The organism is Chryseobacterium sp. CFS15 (assembly GCF_031118795.1).
In the GTDB taxonomy this organism is placed as follows: domain Bacteria; phylum Bacteroidota; class Bacteroidia; order Flavobacteriales; family Weeksellaceae; genus Chryseobacterium; species Chryseobacterium indoltheticum.
Genome location: NZ_JAVHYL010000011.1, coordinates 141,781 through 158,133 on the forward strand (window position 1 = coordinate 141,781; position 16,353 = coordinate 158,133).

Consider the following 16,353-nt stretch of genomic DNA (forward strand, 5'->3'; position numbering starts at 1 on the left):
TTAGTTTTTAATTACTTTTTTTGTCGATTCGTTTCCTTTTTTGTCCAAAATACGAACCCAATAAACTCCTTTTTCAAATGAAGAAAAATCAAGCTGACGTGTTTCCTTAGAAGCATTAATCAACTGTCCTGCTGCATTATATATAGTTAACGATGAAATATCTTCTTTAGATTGAATGTGTAAAACAGAACGTACAGGATTAGGGTAAACAGACAAATCATTATTATCATTTTTTACCAAATCGTTTGTAGAAAGGAAAGATGAGAAGTCATAATTCTGTGCATACGGACTGGTAATCCCCGTTCTGTTCTCAGTCCAAGTCACAATAAACTGATTGTTTAAGCCTTTGTTAAGATAAATATTTCCTTTTGCAAAAGCTGATGTTCCGACCCCTACACTACCTCCGGGAATAATAAATGTGGAAGGTGTATTTTCGTTTAAGATAGTTAAAGAAATAGTTGTAGCATTAGCGCCATTATAATTACTGTCAATTGTGGCAAAAACAGGTTTTTCTCCAAGCATTTTCAAAGTACTCGTCGGTTGCTTTGAAGTTGGTGTTACCGGATAAATTTCCTGCGCACTATCAGATAAAAGTCTGGCACCTGTATTTTTATCGAATTTCTGAACAAATGAACCAATGGAGCCTTGTCCACTTGACGTGAGTCGGGATAAAGCCCAAATATAATTAGAACCGGAATTCATCGCAATAGAGGTATTAAACTCAAAATATTGGTTTGTAGTCGCAAAATCAACCCCGTTGATTCCCCATGGGATGCTTCCGTCAGCAGTAATTTTTTGCAGAAAAGAATCTGTTCTGGAACTGTTTGCCCCGGAATATCCTAAATATAATACATCATTATCCTGCACACAAGTATAATTGGTATTAGAAAAGGTAGTTCTGTCAGAAATCTTTGTTGGAGCTGCTAGCATTGGAGCTCCGGTAGTACTGTTATATCTTTGTGCAAAAAAATTAGAATTGGCAGTTGTTATTGCCGTTTTTGCATGAAAAAGTGCCAAAAAACTACCGTCAGAAAGCACTGCACCTTCACCAAGGCTGGTTACGTTGTAGCTTACCGGAGCTGAAATAGTCTGAGTGGTAGGCCACAATAAAGTTTTACTTGCGTCATATTTACCCAAAACTCCCAATCCGTTCTGAAAAGAACTTACATACACGTTAGAGGAATTCTTATCCGTAAAAACTTTAGGAAAATAAGCTGCATTTCCTAACGGTAATCCATCCGAACCCCACAATTCTGTACCTGCAGGTGAGATTTTGTGTACAAATCCTCTTTGGTCTCCACCGGTTTCTATAAAAGCAATATAAAAATTATTATTGCTATCGATCGCCGTATTATATATTGAAGTATAGGATGACATATTGAGTGGGAAATCTCCACCGGCATGAACTTCCATTCCCGTAGGTCCAAATAGTTTATTTCCATTTTCATCCAATAATTGCACATACAATTTAAAATACTCGGGAGCAGGTTTTGAAACCCAATATGACAAATAAGTTTTACCGTCCGAAGTCGTTTGTGAATTTGAAGCCAATACCGATGCATCCGAAGCAATAGTATTTACTGCATAATTGTTTGTCCACTGTGCTTTATTTGCAACTGCTGCTAAAAGCGCTAAAAAAAAGAGAGATTTTTTCATATACCTGTTGATTATTTCAAACAACAATACAGCTTAGGAAAAAACAGCGCAAATTTATAGCTACATCAACAGCACTCACTTTACAAAGCAAACCACCTACTTACCACACACCTAAAAATTTAAATCTGATAATCAATCGATTAACTTAATGAATATTCGACAAATTAAACATGATTATAGTAGGAATTTTTTACTTTTGGAATTTTTGATGATTATTTTCAATACTAAAATTATGATATTTACCAGATTAAAGTCATTAGCCAACACATATAAAAAAAGAAATACTACTCTTAATAAATAAAATTCTGTAATATCAAATTTACTTTGTTAAATACACATTTAATTACATAGTATTTGGAACCTCGGTTTCTATCAAATAAATGGACTGGTTTTCTATTTTAAATCTTAAAATTTCAGACAATTCTTTTTTTATTTACATGACATCTTTTATTATGACTTTTTAGAAGAAATTTAGAAATTATAAATATTGATAAAACTTATTTCGTTTTCATTTTACCATTTTTAAACCTTTCGCTTGCAGTTTGATAATAAGAGATTGTTTCAGAGACAAGATCTTTATTTTTAAAGTTAACTTCCTGCAAAGATTTGTCGGTTCGGGAAACGGTAAACTGCTTTACTCTTTTTCTGTCGTCAATTTGAGTAAAAAGATCATTCCGAAGTAAGCCCAGAGTGCGGTAATTCCCTATAAAAGCCCTTTCCTCTCCTATTTTGGTTTTATTAATGTCTTTTCCGTACCAACTGGTGTCGTATGTCCAATTCAGATAACCGAACAACGAAGGCATAAGATCAATCTGAGAAGTAAGTCTATTGATTTCTTCAGGTTTTTGTTGAAGATTATAGATAATCGCAGGAATATGATGTTTCGCAATATTGATTTCCCATTTGCCCGCGCTGCTTGCACAATGATCTGCAACCACTACAAAGACTGTGTTTTTAAACCAAGGTTTTTTCTTTGCATCGCTGATGAATTTTCCTAACGCATAATCTGTATATTTTACCGCTGCATCTCTGTCACCTTGCGGAAGATCAATTTTTCCTTTTGGAAATGTATAGGGTTTATGATTAGAAGTAGTCATTAGAAACTCAAAAAACGGTTTATTTGAATTACTTTCTTTATCTGCATATTTTATTGCCTGTTTGTATAGATCGCCGTCACAAATCCCCCATGCATTTTCAAAACTCACTTCGTCATCTTTTATCTGAAAACGTTCGGTCTTTATACTCTCCGATAAAGGATTTCCTCGATTTCTGTCTACAATCGTAAATCCTTGTCCACCAAAAAAGTTGTTCATATTATCAAAATAACCGTCACCACCATAAATGAAATAAGGCTGATATTTTTTATTTTTTAAAATAGTTGCTACAGAAAACAAATTCTGGTTATTCGGTCGTCTTACGATACTGTTTCCCGGAGTTGGCGGAACGCATAAAGTGAGAGCTTCCATGCCACGCACGGTTCTGGTTCCTGTTGCATAAAGATTGGTAAAGAAAATACTCTCTTTTGCCAATTGATCGTAATTGGGAGTAAGATGATCTTTATTCCCGAATGCACTTAGAAATTCTGCGCTAAAGCTTTCAATAGCTATTACTACGATATTTGGTTTTTGCTCTCCATTACTTTTTGTAAGTCTCGAAATGTCATCAAATTTCGCTGAAGAATAGCTTTGATTTTCCTGTAAAAGATTCTGCTTTAAAATTGAATATGCTTTTTTATCTGAAATTTTAGGATAAAAGGTTTCATAATCCAGTTCATTTGATCTGAAAGCTGCTATAAATGAAAATGCACCGTTTTTTCCAAGTTCATTGTCTACAAGATTATTACTGAAATCTGCATATTTGTTTTTCATGAAAAATCCCAAAACAATTGTCAAAACCAAGACAGGACTCACAAAAAATGCACGTTTTTTTAATTCTATATGATCTGAAAAAGTCTTTTTGAATATTTTGAATTTTGTCAGCAGAAAAAACGTCAAAGCGACCAACCCGAACAATACGGCGATAAGCAAAGGTAACGGATAAGACTGATTGATGTTTTCTACAACTTCGTAAGTGTAAATTAAATAATCAACTGCAATAAAATTAAATCTAACCTCAAACTCCTCCCAAAAAGGAATTTCCGCAAGAAGACTGAAATAAATGACCAAGAGAATAACCGCTAAATAAAAGTAAGTAAAAGCTTTGTCAAATAAAGAGCCTATCCATTTTTTTGGAAAAATAAAAAGGTAAAGAAGGTAAAGAAATAAGAATAATGACCCCGAAATAAAATCATAAAGAAAACCTGTGAAAAATATTCTCAGAATATAAACAAAATTAAAATCTACATCTTTTGATGACCAGAAAAAAAATACTAATCGTATTAAAAACGACAATAAAATATATAAACTTAGAATACTGAAAAATGCAGAAAATCTACTGTTAAATGCCTTTCCTGTAAGGTTTGAAAGTTTTTTTGAGAACATGCTTTACTTTTTTAAAACGTAAAGGTGTTTCTCAATTTAGAATTAATTTAGAATTTTAAAAATTCACTGTAAAAATATGTTGATCATTTTCAAATGTGTAAATAATTTCCCAGTTCTGAAATTTGCAGATTTCATAGATAATGGCAAGCCCCAAACCACTTCCGGCACTGTCTGTTGAAAGTCTGGAGAATCTTTTAAACAAAAAATCTTCATTAAGCTTTTCCGTTCCTGAATTTGTAATTTGAAAAGAAGAGTCTACCAATTTCATATCGATAAATCCTTTTTGTGTAGTATGCCGTATTGCATTAACTATTAAATTATTAATCAAAACTTCCGTTAAACTCATGTTTCCATTTACAAAAACTTCCACTTTAAGAGAAGAATGTACTTTAATATTTTTTTGATGAAAATGCTCTTCCAGCATTTCACAGCTTTGCCCGATTACCATATTCAACAGAATATTTTCAGATATATCAAACTGGCTGTTTTCAATTTTGGCGAGCAGCAAAAGATTTTTATTGATTCTGGAACTTCTGGTCAAAGCCTTGTTGATATCTTCTACAATTTCATATTGTTTTGAAGTTAAATCTTCATTCTGAAGAAGAATATCCAATTTATGTTTAATAATTGCCAAAGGAGTCTGCAATTCGTGAGAAGCATTTTCGGTAAACTCCTTTTGAGTTTTATAGACCGAAATACTATGTTCTATTAATTTAGATAGTGACTGGTGAAGCTCCTCAAACTCTATAGTATCGGTTTTTTCAAATTCTATTTTACTTTGATGATTCAGGTTGAAGTTTTTTAGTTTTTCCAATGTATTTCTGAACGGATTCCAAACCACTACCGACAGCCTTCTATTCAGAAAGAGAAGTCCTACAACAATAATTGCAAAGAAAAATGCCGTATTGAGCGCAATAGCAGCAATGGTTTCACGAGATTCTTCGATATTGGTCTGTACCGTAAAAAGAAAGGGTTTGTTGTTGATGTAAACTACTTTTTTCAGACAACGATACCGTTCTATTTCAGGTTCGGCAGCAAAAGTTTCTGCTTTTTCTACGGTAAAATATTCGTCATTTTGCGGAACTTTTGCTTTTATGTTTTCAATATTTGTCTCCGGCTGAATGCTGTTCCAAAGTTTAATACTTTCGTGCAACATTTCATTAGAAAGCTTCAGATGATTAAATTCATAAGCTGTTTTTTCTGCAATAGTTTTGTTATGCTCATCAAGCTCATTCTGCCAAATCGTATCTACAATAAAATAATAAACAGGAATACTCATTAATAAAATAACGAGTACATAGATAATAAACGGTTTGGTGGTTTTACTTAAAAGCGGTTTCATTAAAAATTATAAGTTATGAATTATAAATTTTTCGATTTTGTTATTATAATGGCGCTACGAATCATTTTTAATATTTCTAATGTATAACAATGTGTTTGTAGAGTTTTACAATTCTTATTGCAAAAAATAAAGCTCTTATCTTTCAAAATATTCTTTTTATCATTCATAACTCATCATTTATAACTCATAACTAATTATCGCCCCATTTATAACCGGTTCCGTAGACTGTTTTAAGGTAATGTTCGCAACCTGCATCATATAATTTTTTCTTGAGGTTTTTCACATGGGCGTAGACAAAATCATGACTGTCGAGCATGTCTGCCAAATCTCCTGAAAGGTGCTCTGCCAAAGTACTTTTAGAAATTACTTTATTTTTATTTCCTATAAAGTAAAGAAGCAGATCAAATTCTTTTTTTGTAAGATTAATATTTTTATCGTTAATCATCACCGTCTTGGCCAAAAGATCAATCTGAAGTTCGTTCTGAATGATAATATTAGAATTATTAAATTGTTTTCTCCTGATGATCGAGTAAATTCTTGCCATGAGTTCAGAAAGATGAAAAGGCTTCGTCAGATAATCATCGGCTCCCAATTGCAAACCTTCTATTTTATCTTCCAAAGCATTTTTCGCAGAAACAATAATGACGCCGTCTTGTTTGTTCTGTTTTTTTAATTCTTCCAAAATAGCAAGTCCGTTTCCGTCGGGAAGCATGATATCTAAAACAATACAGTCGTACTGGAACATTTCTATTTTATTCATTGCCTGCGTAAAAGTAGTGGCAAATTCGCACAAATAGATTCCTCCCGAAAGATATTCTGCAATACTTTTAGACAGTTCTATTTCGTCTTCGATGATTAAAATTTTCACAGCATCAAATTTAATGATTCATTCCTGAGGAAATTATGAATTAAAAAAGTAATAAAGATAAGATTTAAAACTTACCAATCTGCATAAAAGTATTACCGATAACAACACCTTGCAAAAACTACAAAATATTTTAATCAAAAATCCGTAACTTTGCGCTCTACGAAAAATTTTATGGAAAGTATTCAAGTTCACGACAAAACTTTTGTTCCCTATTTAAAGGATGCCGAAATTCAGGAAATTGTAAAGGCAACCGCTCTGAAGATCTATGAAGATTACAAAGATGAAGTACCTGTTTTCATCGGTGTTTTAAACGGTGTTATCATGTTTTTCTCTGATCTTCTTAAACATTATCCCGGCCCTTGCGAAATCGCCTTTATTCAAATGAGTTCTTATGCAGGAACAGAATCTACAGGTATTGTTTATCAGAAAATGGAATTGACGAAAGATGTAAGAGATCGTCACATCATTCTTGTAGAAGACATCGTAGACACAGGAAATACTGTTGAAAGTCTTTTTAAATATTTTAATGAGACCCAACGTCCTAAATCTGTGAAAATTGCTTCTTTCTTATTGAAACCTGAAGTTTATAAAAAGGATTTTAAACTGGATTATATTGGAAAAGAAATTCCAAATAAATTTGTTTTGGGTTACGGATTGGATTATGATGAACTAGGCAGAAACCTATCGAATCTATACCAATTGGAAGACGGACAAATCAACCATTAAACGCTGTAGGCTAGGAGCTCACAGCTTTTAGCTTAAAAAAGTAAAATAAAGAAATAAATTTAATAATAACTAAAAAAGCTGAAAGCAAAGTTGCAAACCGCCAAAAGCAGTTGCCAATTGCCCAAAGCAAAACAACATTATGATAAACATTGTTCTGTTCGGCCCTCCAGGAAGTGGAAAAGGTACTCAAGCGCAAAACTTAATCGAGAAATTCAATTTAAAGCAAATCTCAACAGGTGATCTTTTCAGATTCAACATGAAAAATGATACCGAATTGGGAAAATTGGCAAAATCATATATCGATAAAGGAGAATTGGTTCCGGATCAGGTAACGACAGATATGCTGATTGACGAAATCAGAAAACCAAGCGATGCGGCAGGATTTATTTTCGACGGATATCCCAGAACTGCAGTGCAGACAGAAGCTTTGGAAAAAATAGTAAAAGAAGAACTGAATGATAATATTGATGTTTGTCTTTCTTTAGTTGTTGAAGACACTATTTTAGTTGAAAGATTACTGAAAAGAGGTGAGATCAGCGGAAGATCAGACGACAGCAATGTAGAAATCATTGAAAACAGAATAAAAGAATACTACACAAAAACAGCAGAAGTAGCCGAGCTTTACAAACAACAAGGTAAATATGTAGAGATCAACGGTGTTGGAGAAATCAACGAGATTTCTGAAAAACTTTTCGCTGAAGTAGAAAAAATAAAATAGTTAAAAGTTATGAGTGATGAGTTATAAGTTATTACAATTCATTCTCATAATTCATAACTCATAACTCATAATTGTAAGAAATGTCAAATTTTGTAGATTACGTAAAGATTCATTGTAAAAGCGGTCATGGTGGCGCAGGTTCTGCCCATCTTCGTCGTGAAAAATATATTCCCAAAGGTGGTCCTGATGGTGGAGACGGAGGCCGAGGTGGCCACGTGATCATGAAAGGAAATGCCCATGAATGGACTTTACTTCCGCTTCGTTATACCCGTCACATAAAAGCTGAGCGTGGACAAAACGGAGCAAAAAACCAGTTAACAGGAGCGTACGGAGAAGATGTTTATATCAATGTGCCGATCGGAACTATTGCTAAAAATGAAGATGGCGAAATTGTAGGCGAAATATTGGAAGATGGCCAGGAAATCATCCTGATGGAAGGCGGTAAAGGTGGTAAAGGAAATGAATTTTTCAAATCATCTACCAATCAAACTCCACGTTTTGCACAACCGGGAATGGATGGTCAGGAAGGTTACATCATTTTCGAGCTTAAAATATTAGCCGATGTAGGTCTTGTAGGTTTCCCAAATGCCGGAAAATCTACTCTACTAGCATCTGTTTCTGCAGCAAAACCTAAAATTGCCAATTACGCATTTACAACCTTAACGCCCAATTTAGGAATCGTTGATTACAGAAACTACAAATCTTTTGTAATGGCAGATATTCCGGGGATTATTGAAGGTGCTGCAGAAGGTAAAGGTCTTGGCCATAGGTTTTTAAGACATATTGAAAGAAATTCTATCTTATTATTCTTAATACCTGCAGATTCTGAACATCATTTTCAGGAGTTTAAAATTTTGGAGAATGAATTGAAAGAATATAATCCTGAACTTTTAGATAAAGACTTTATTATTTCTGTTTCTAAAGCCGATCTTTTGGACGATGAATTGAAAAAAGAAATTTCCGCAGAATTTCCGGAAAACAAAAAACCACTGTTTTTCTCGGGTGTTACCGGAGAAGGTTTAGTTGAATTAAAAGATGCTATTTGGAAACAATTGCACGGATAGAAAATAATATTTATCAATATTTATAGAGAAGCTTTCAGGTTTCTCTATTTTTTTATTCGCTATTTTGGAATACTTATTGAAACAATCATTTCAAATAAAAAAACAATGAAATATCTATTAAGTCTCTTTTCAATTATTTTTCTTTTCTCATGCACTACTCAGAAAATGTCATCATCAAAATACTCAACTGTAGAATATGAAGCGGGTGCATGCTTTGGTTCTTGCCCCATTTATAAAATGACCATTAACGCTGACCGAACAGCTGTTTTGGAAGCCGAACATTTTAATTTTTCTAAAGGATTTTCAAAAGGAGAATTTGATAAACCCAGAGAAGGAACTTTTAAAACGACTATTAAGGAAGCAGATTACAAAAAACTTATTACACTTCTTGATGGTCTAGACCTAAAAAGTCTTAATGATAAATATGGCTCACGTAATATTACCGATTTATCTACATCTTATCTAAGAGTAAAATTTAATGATGGATCATCTAAAAACATTGAAGATTACGGAAAACGGGGAACTGAAAAACTGAAGACTGTGTATCAATTTTTTGAAGATTTGAAGCACAATCAGCAGTGGGAAAAAGTTCAATAATTGTATTTAAAATTATTTACGCTATATTTGCAGTATATTTCGCGGCATTCTCAGCCAAATAGTAATTAATATTACTTAAAAACTCTGTTAATCTTTTTAGCAGATCTGCTAAAAAATGATGAAGTATACTGCTTCGACCGCATTATTTTAATACGCAATATATATTTTGTTATTTACAGACTTAAAACTTATTAAGCCCATCTTGGATGCGCTTCAAAAAGAAGGTTACGAAAAACCAACACCTATTCAGGAACAAGCAATTCCATCAATTTTAGAACACAGAGATGTTCTGGGTACAGCACAAACAGGAACCGGTAAAACTGCTGCTTTTGCCATCCCGATTCTACAGAATCTTACAGAAAGAAAAGGCCCGAAAAGCAATCATATAAAAGCATTGATTCTTACTCCAACAAGAGAATTAGCCATACAAATCGAAGAAAGTTTCAACGCATACGGAAGAAATTTACCATTAAGAAAATTGGTGGTTTTTGGTGGTGTGAAACAAGGAAGTCAGGAAAATGCATTGAGAAAAGGTGTTGATATTTTAGTAGCGACTCCGGGAAGATTGTTAGATTTTATTGCACAGGGAATTATTTCTCTTAAAAATCTTGAAATTTTTGTTTTGGATGAAGCCGACAGAATGCTAGATATGGGTTTTGTACATGATGTAAAAAGAATTATTAAACTTTTACCTCAAAGAAGACAAACTCTTTTCTTTTCTGCAACAATGCCGACTGAAATTCAAAAATTAGCAGATTCTATCCTGAATACACCAATAAAGGTATCTGTAACACCTATTTCTTCGACTGCAGAAACAATAAAACAATCTGTTTATTTTGTTGATAAAGATAAAAAACTGGATCTTCTTTCTCACATTTTAGAAAACAACATCAAAGAATCTGTTCTGGTATTCTCAAGAACAAAACATGGTGCTGACAAGATTGCTAGAAAACTTCAGTCCGCAAACATAGCTACAGAAGCGATTCACGGTAACAAATCTCAAAATGCGAGACAAAACGCTTTAAATAATTTTAAATCAGGAAGAACGCGTGTTTTGGTAGCTACAGATATCGCAGCAAGAGGTATTGATATTGATGAACTGAAATATGTTATCAATTTTGAGCTTTCTGATGTTGCAGAAACCTACGTTCACCGTATCGGAAGAACAGGCCGTGCAGGAGCTGAAGGGAGTTCTTTATCTTTCGTTGATGGTTTAGATTTACTTAATCTTAAAGATACCGAAAAGCTGATTGGAATGAAAATCCCTGTTGTAAAAGATCATCCTTATCACACCGATAATTTGGTTGTTGAGAAGAGAGATTCTAACAATAAACCTTTTACACCGAGACCCAAACCGGCAAATGCAGGTCAACAAAGAAAAGATACAGGTTTTAAAAAACCAAAGAATAAAAATAACTTTTCCAGAAATAAATAAACAAGAAAGCCTTCCGATTGTGGACTGCCCCCAAAAAGTTAGACACTTTTTAGGGGCATTTTTTATGAAAAGGAAAGAAAAATTTAGCGTTGCTTTCAAATTGGACTGTATTGAACTTCACCAGAATTCTTATCGTTCGATTGACTCTATAGCAACAGAAAAAGGATTTAATGAGAGTAATCTTCGCAAGTGGATCAGCTTTTATAATAAGTATGGAATATCGGGACTCCGGCCGAGAAAAAACAAAAGTTACTCTCTAAAGTTTAAGCTTAAAGTCTTGAAAGCCATCCATACTGAGTTTATCTCACAAAGGGAAGCGTGTGTCAGGTTTGATATCCCTGCCCAATCTACCGTCTTGAATTGGCAACGTGATTACGAAAAAGGTGGTATTTTAGGTCTGGAAAACAAACCTATAGGAAGACCCAAAATAATGAGTGATTACAAACGTAAGAAAAGGAAGTCTGACAAGCCATTGACCAGAGAAGAAGAACTTTTACTGGAGAATGAAAGGCTGCGCGCCGAGAACGATTTTCTAAAAAAGCTAGACGCCTTAACTCTCAAAAAGAACAAACAGAAGCCATCGAAGAATTAAGGCGAAAATATGACCTGTCAGTCTTGCTGGATTGTACAGGAATGGCCAGGAGCAGTTTCTATTACCATCAGAAAACCCTTGAGAAGAAAGATAAATATGGAGAAATCAAAACCTTGATAAGACAAATCTATCACAGGCACAAAGGGCGTTTCGGATACCGTCGTATCACTTTGGTAATGAAAGAAAAAGGAATTATGATCAATCACAAAACGGTAATGAAACTTATGAAAGTTTTGGGACTTAAAAGCATCATAAGGGTAAAGAAATACAAATCCTATCGAGGAGAACAAGGTAGGATAGCACCAAATATTTTGGAAAGAAACTTTAAAACAGATCGCCCGAATAAGAAATGGGCAACAGATGTGACAGAGTTCAATGTCTTGGGAAATAAGCTCTATTTATCACCAATAATTGACCTGTATAACGGAGAGATCATCAGTTATGACCTCTCAGAGAGACCTGTCTTTACGCAGGCTGTGAATATGTTGAAAAAAAGCTTCAGAAAAATTAAAAATACAGAAAACATCATTCTCCACTCGGATCAAGGCTGGCAATATCAGATGAAAGCCTATCAGATGCTTTTGAAAGAAAAAGGAATCGTACAGAGTATGTCGAGAAAAGGAAACTGTCTGGATAATGCCGTAATAGAGAATTTCTTCGGAACATTAAAATCCGAGATGTTCTACACCAAGAAATTTAGAACAATTGATGAACTTAAAAAAGAAATAAAAGAATACATTAATTACTACAACCACGACAGAATAAGACTTAACTTAAAAGGAAAAAGTCCGGTAAAGTACCGAACTCTTTCATTATAATATTGTTTAATTTTGTCTAAACTTTTGGGTGCAGTCTATTTTGGAAGGCTTTTTTATTTTTAAACAATCAAGGTTTCAACTTGTAAACCGTTATAGAATCATACTGCGGCTGCCATGTTTTTATGGGGTTAGGATATGATTTTATTTTATTGAGTTCACTTTCTTTTAAACTATCAATGATCGTTCGATCTAATGTATTTCTAAATTTAAAAATATAATCTTCATTACGGTTATCAACATGAAGAGCTAAAAAAGCCTGTGTCCCGTCTTTTGTGAGAAAGTGAGTCGGCAAAATGAGATATTCAATTTTATTTTTATTTAAAAAGTTTTTAAAATTTCCGGATCTCATGTCATCAAAATAGTTCTTATTGGCAACCAATCCATCTGCAGGAATTACATTAAAATTAGAGTAAAAAGCAAATTTACCCGGAAAATCATACACGTAAATGCGAGAATCTTTCGGGATGTTTTTCTCAAATGCCTGCGCGGTTTGACGAACAAGATCATTCGATTTTTTTTCAAATTTAGAATGGCTTGCAAATACGTTATTCTGAATACTGAAGCTTGTTGTAAGTTTTAGCCAGGCGATTCCGCAAACAAAAATTAACGCTCCGGCAAATATAATTTTATCTAAAGCAACTTTCTTAAGTAATTTTCCTTTTAAATTATTTACAATGTCATAAACGAACAAGCCACAAAAAAACATCTGTGAGACAAAATACCATTGCCCTATTTCAGATTGAAACAATAAATTATAAAATAGCTGTAGCAAACTTCCTATTAAAAAAGACAATTTTACGCTCCTGTACTGATCTTTCTTATTAAAATTTAAAAAAAGAAAATATACAATACCCAAAAGAGCAAATATTTTTTGAAATATCCCAAAATTAATATATTCCTGAATATGTGGAAAGGAACTCTTTATTCTTCCGCTAATCGGTACTGCAGAGCCAAAATAATAGTAATTGGATATAATGTAAGGCACCGCTAAAATCAAAAAGCCAATAAGCATTATTCCTAAACTTTTGATATTCCATTTTCTGAAGTGCCAATACAGAAAACCTAAAGGTAGAATAACAAATATATGATCTAACCGAGCTAAAAATACCAAGCTACATACAAAACCGAACACCAAATCATTTGTAAATTTTCGACTTATAAAAAAAAGAAGCAAAGCAAAAGTGAAAAACGTGAGATGTGCTTCAATAAGATATAATGTTCCCAAGCTAAAGAACATGAGACAATAAAATGCTAAGCCAAATATTTTCCCTGTTCTGCATTCTTTAAAAATTGTTTTTTCTAAAAGAATAAACCCAAAAAGAACCAACAAGACCTGAAATAACCAAATTATGTTTAAAACAAACGCTTTATCAAAAGGATTTATAAATTCTGCAACGGTACAGAAAACCATCCATAAAGGATGAAATCCGTTGGTAAGATACAAATCATTAAACCCCATAAAACCATTATGGACAACATTATATGCAATCTGAGGATAAAAAAAACCATCATCAGCAGGAAATTTGGAAGGATTTCCTAAGAAAAAAACGGAGGAAATAAAAAGCAGATAATGATAATTTTTTTTAATGAATTCCATGTTTAAGGCAATAATTTTATTTGTGAAATTTTTCTTTTAAATTTTTTGATGTAATATAACTGTAACCCATAATTGAAAAGGGTAAGCTAGCTGCTAAATAAGTTATTCCTAAATTATTATATGCGATTCCGTTTAATACAGATTCAATAAGGAAACTTCCTATTAAAAGGAAATATATCATTGCTGAATAAAAAAATACTTGCTGAATATTTTTCACATGTTTGGAGGTAATTACCGTTACAACTAAAAAAAACACCATTATATAACCATTACCTTGTCCCTGTGTTCTCAATGGATTATATTCTTTCAGATATTTGAAACTTTCCACAGGTAAAATAACCGTTGCCAATAATACACTAAAGCTAATTAAAAAACCAATAATGGCTTTAAGCTTTTCAGAATTATCTGCATTAAAAAATGGATTCAATAAGAATAGTATGAGCGGTATGATTACAAGACTTCTGGTGAGACAAAGAATTCCTAAAATAACGCCTAATAATAATGGCTTTGCAAAATAATTGTAACTAAATTTTTTATACCAGAAAATAATAAATGCTATTGTAAGTATAAAAGACGAAATAAAATCACTCTTACACAGTACTTCATAAATAAAAGACAGCGATACAGTAAGTAAAAAAATAGTAATGAACCGAATATTATTATTAGAAAAAAATCTAAAAGCAGCAACTACAAATAAAATAAACGCAGCCACCTGAAGATAGCCAACATTCCCCATCAAATAAAAGCCTACAGCAGCAAGCAACTGACCAGGAAGATAAGATGGCATCTGACCAATAAAATTAGGCTTATCGTAAAAAAAATCTCCATTTAACCAATCTTTCAGACAATACTCTATGGTCTGCCAACGATCGATATTTACTTTGTATGGACTATCAATTACGTGACATAAAAATATAAAAACCGACAAAACAACTCCTAAAAACAAAGACAAAAAAGTCTTTGTAATTTTCAATTCATTAACAAAAAATTTGTCATATTTATAGATTAAAATATGTATGAAAGAAAAAAAAGCGACTAAAAAAGAAATAGGAATCTTATCTTGTCGTACTCCGTACTTTATAATAAATAATAGATTAACTGTAAAATAAATGAAGAACATCACAAGTTTCATGACATTATCATTCTTCAAATATTTTATTGCATTCATTATTTTTTATAATTATTTAAACATTTTCCTCGCATTCTCAGTTGTAATTTTATCGATCTCAGCAAAATCTTTCTGATAAATATCAACCAATTTTCCGGCAATCAAATCTAAGTAAGAACTTTCATTTCTTTTTCCTCTAAACGGAACTGGAGCAAGATAAGGTGAATCTGTTTCCAGAACAATTTTTTCTAATGGAATTTCATTTAAAAACTGATCGATTTTTCCATTTTTGAAGGTTACTACTCCACCAATTCCCAAAATAAAGTTTAAATCTAAAGCATGTTTTGCCTGTTCTAAATTTCCTGAAAAACAATGAAAAATCCCGCGAAGTTTGGGATGCTTTTTTCTTTCTAAAACTTCAAAAGTCTCGTCAAAACTTTCTCTGGTGTGGATAACGATGGGCAAATCTTTTTCTATCGCCCAATCAATTTGCTGTTCAAAAGCTTTTATTTGGATATCTAAAGTTGATTTATCCCAATACAAATCAATCCCGATTTCTCCGATCGCAGGAAAATGTCTTTGATCAAGATATTTTTTGACTAATTCAAGTTCTCTTTCCCAAGATTCTGGCTTTACGTAACAAGGATGAAGCCCCATCATCGAAAAAATCTGGTTTGGATATTCACTTTCTAACTGAAGCATTTTTTCGTGCGATTCTGAATCGATCGCCGGAAGATAAAACTCTGTAATTCCTTTATCTAAAGCTCTTTGAATCGTTTCTTTTCTATCTTCATCAAATTCTTCAGCATATAAATGCGTATGTGTATCAATCATTATTTTAAATTTTTAAAAGATCTTCGTAAGGATTTTTTAAGCCTAAAAGCACTCCGAAAGCCGGCTCGGTTTTGATTCCTTTTTTCTTAAGATCGATTATTTTTTGTTTAAACTCCTCTCCATTTTCCTGCAAAATTTTATATTCGACGATCATGTGGCGATAAGCATTTTGCTCAATAGTTGGCATATTTTGCGCAAAAATTTCGATAGAAAATTCTTCCAGTTGAAAATTACAAATGATAGAATTTTCTTCTTTAATCGTAATTTTTTCAATTTTCAAATCAAACTCCGAAAAATTTTGAACTAAAAATTTCTCAAACTCAATTTTATCCTCAACTTCACAAATTATATCCAAATCACTTCCTTCAACATCAATCTCAATAGGAATTGTTCCTGCTAAAATTGGCAAATAATGTTCTAAAACCTCGAAGATTCTATATTCTGTAAGAATTTCATAAGCTCTTTTCTGTCTTTTATTTCCTATCTTCAGATAATCGAGTTTGGTAAAATCAATCATA

At 32.7% G+C, this 16,353-nt stretch carries 15 protein-coding genes; 7 read left to right on the forward strand and 8 right to left on the reverse strand.

The genetic code is table 11. The annotated features are described in order from the left end of the window. From OH814_RS16710 to OH814_RS16725, 4 genes are all read right to left on the reverse strand, one after another. Positions 1-1,656: a T9SS type A sorting domain-containing protein gene (locus tag OH814_RS16710; protein WP_308828939.1), complete on the reverse strand. Its 1,656-nt coding sequence runs from the start codon at positions 1,654-1,656 to the stop codon at positions 1-3. A 497-nt stretch (positions 1,657-2,153) separates the two neighbouring features. Then, positions 2,154-4,136 carry a sulfatase-like hydrolase/transferase gene (locus tag OH814_RS16715; RefSeq protein ID WP_308828940.1) on the reverse strand — a complete coding sequence of 661 codons (1,983 nt, stop codon included), beginning with the start codon at positions 4,134-4,136 and terminating at the stop codon, positions 2,154-2,156. A gap of 55 nt (positions 4,137-4,191) precedes the next feature. After that, the gene (locus OH814_RS16720) at positions 4,192-5,478 is read right to left on the reverse strand and encodes a HAMP domain-containing sensor histidine kinase (RefSeq protein WP_308828941.1); all 1,287 of its coding nucleotides are present in this window, start codon (positions 5,476-5,478) and stop codon (positions 4,192-4,194) included. Between the two features lie 190 nt (positions 5,479-5,668). Further along, positions 5,669-6,346: a response regulator transcription factor gene (locus OH814_RS16725; protein ID WP_115619749.1), complete on the reverse strand. Its 678-nt coding sequence runs from the start codon at positions 6,344-6,346 to the stop codon at positions 5,669-5,671. A gap of 171 nt (positions 6,347-6,517) precedes the next feature. Here OH814_RS16725 and OH814_RS16730 point away from each other — a divergent pair, with 171 nt between their 5' ends. The 7 genes from OH814_RS16730 to OH814_RS16760 all read left to right on the forward strand — a co-directional run bounded on the left by OH814_RS16730 (position 6,518) and on the right by OH814_RS16760 (position 12,296). Further along, entirely contained in the window at positions 6,518-7,072 is a 555-nt protein-coding gene (locus tag OH814_RS16730) for a phosphoribosyltransferase (protein ID WP_076561538.1), read from the forward strand. Between the two features lie 139 nt (positions 7,073-7,211). After that, positions 7,212-7,790, forward strand: coding sequence for an adenylate kinase (locus OH814_RS16735; RefSeq protein WP_115619750.1), 579 nt, complete (start codon positions 7,212-7,214; stop codon positions 7,788-7,790). Between the two features lie 80 nt (positions 7,791-7,870). Further along, positions 7,871-8,854, forward strand: coding sequence for a GTPase ObgE (gene obgE / locus OH814_RS16740; protein WP_076561536.1), 984 nt, complete (start codon positions 7,871-7,873; stop codon positions 8,852-8,854). A 105-nt stretch (positions 8,855-8,959) separates the two neighbouring features. Then, entirely contained in the window at positions 8,960-9,451 is a 492-nt protein-coding gene (locus OH814_RS16745) for a DUF6438 domain-containing protein (RefSeq protein WP_308828942.1), read from the forward strand. A 166-nt stretch (positions 9,452-9,617) separates the two neighbouring features. Beyond that, positions 9,618-10,886, forward strand: coding sequence for a DEAD/DEAH box helicase (locus OH814_RS16750; protein ID WP_308828943.1), 1,269 nt, complete (start codon positions 9,618-9,620; stop codon positions 10,884-10,886). After that, positions 10,813-11,478, forward strand: a complete 666-nt coding sequence (locus tag OH814_RS16755) for a helix-turn-helix domain-containing protein (RefSeq protein WP_308828944.1) — start codon at positions 10,813-10,815, stop codon at positions 11,476-11,478. The genes OH814_RS16750 and OH814_RS16755 overlap by 74 nt, the downstream gene beginning before the upstream one ends. Further along, positions 11,466-12,296, forward strand: a complete 831-nt coding sequence (locus OH814_RS16760; protein ID WP_308828960.1) for an IS3 family transposase — start codon at positions 11,466-11,468, stop codon at positions 12,294-12,296. The genes OH814_RS16755 and OH814_RS16760 overlap by 13 nt, the downstream gene beginning before the upstream one ends. 67 nt (positions 12,297-12,363) lie before the next feature. On the opposite strand, the gene OH814_RS16765 is transcribed toward OH814_RS16760, so the two are convergent. From OH814_RS16765 to OH814_RS16780, 4 genes are read right to left on the reverse strand one after another with little or no spacing between them, the layout of a single operon-like run. Continuing rightward, entirely contained in the window at positions 12,364-13,893 is a 1,530-nt protein-coding gene (locus tag OH814_RS16765; RefSeq protein WP_308828945.1) for a hypothetical protein, read from the reverse strand. 16 nt (positions 13,894-13,909) lie between these two features. After that, on the reverse strand, positions 13,910-15,061 hold the full coding sequence (locus tag OH814_RS16770; RefSeq protein WP_308828946.1) for a hypothetical protein: 1,152 nt from the start codon (positions 15,059-15,061) through the stop codon (positions 13,910-13,912). Positions 15,062-15,073: 12 nt separating this feature from the next. Next, on the reverse strand, positions 15,074-15,835 hold the full coding sequence (locus tag OH814_RS16775) for a TatD family hydrolase (RefSeq protein ID WP_308828947.1): 762 nt from the start codon (positions 15,833-15,835) through the stop codon (positions 15,074-15,076). Between the two features lie 4 nt (positions 15,836-15,839). Further along, positions 15,840-16,352 carry a DUF4269 domain-containing protein gene (locus OH814_RS16780; RefSeq protein WP_308828948.1) on the reverse strand — a complete coding sequence of 171 codons (513 nt, stop codon included), beginning with the start codon at positions 16,350-16,352 and terminating at the stop codon, positions 15,840-15,842. Position 16,353: the final 1 nt, after the last annotated feature.

Coding starts and splice junctions, on each gene's coding strand:
- OH814_RS16710 (WP_308828939.1), bottom strand. CDS start 1,656: ATGAAAAAATCTCTCTTTTTTTTAGCGCTTTTAGCAGCAGTTGCAAAT.
- OH814_RS16715 (WP_308828940.1), bottom strand. CDS start 4,136: ATGTTCTCAAAAAAACTTTCAAACCTTACAGGAAAGGCATTTAACAGT.
- OH814_RS16720 (WP_308828941.1), bottom strand. CDS start 5,478: ATGAAACCGCTTTTAAGTAAAACCACCAAACCGTTTATTATCTATGTA.
- OH814_RS16730 (WP_076561538.1), top strand. CDS start 6,518: ATGGAAAGTATTCAAGTTCACGACAAAACTTTTGTTCCCTATTTAAAG.
- OH814_RS16735 (WP_115619750.1), top strand. CDS start 7,212: ATGATAAACATTGTTCTGTTCGGCCCTCCAGGAAGTGGAAAAGGTACT.
- obgE (WP_076561536.1), top strand. CDS start 7,871: ATGTCAAATTTTGTAGATTACGTAAAGATTCATTGTAAAAGCGGTCAT.
- OH814_RS16745 (WP_308828942.1), top strand. CDS start 8,960: ATGAAATATCTATTAAGTCTCTTTTCAATTATTTTTCTTTTCTCATGC.
- OH814_RS16755 (WP_308828944.1), top strand. CDS start 10,813: ATGCAGGTCAACAAAGAAAAGATACAGGTTTTAAAAAACCAAAGAATA.
- OH814_RS16765 (WP_308828945.1), bottom strand. CDS start 13,893: ATGGAATTCATTAAAAAAAATTATCATTATCTGCTTTTTATTTCCTCC.
- OH814_RS16770 (WP_308828946.1), bottom strand. CDS start 15,061: ATGAATGCAATAAAATATTTGAAGAATGATAATGTCATGAAACTTGTG.
- OH814_RS16775 (WP_308828947.1), bottom strand. CDS start 15,835: ATGATTGATACACATACGCATTTATATGCTGAAGAATTTGATGAAGAT.
- OH814_RS16780 (WP_308828948.1), bottom strand. CDS start 16,352: ATGATTGATTTTACCAAACTCGATTATCTGAAGATAGGAAATAAAAGA.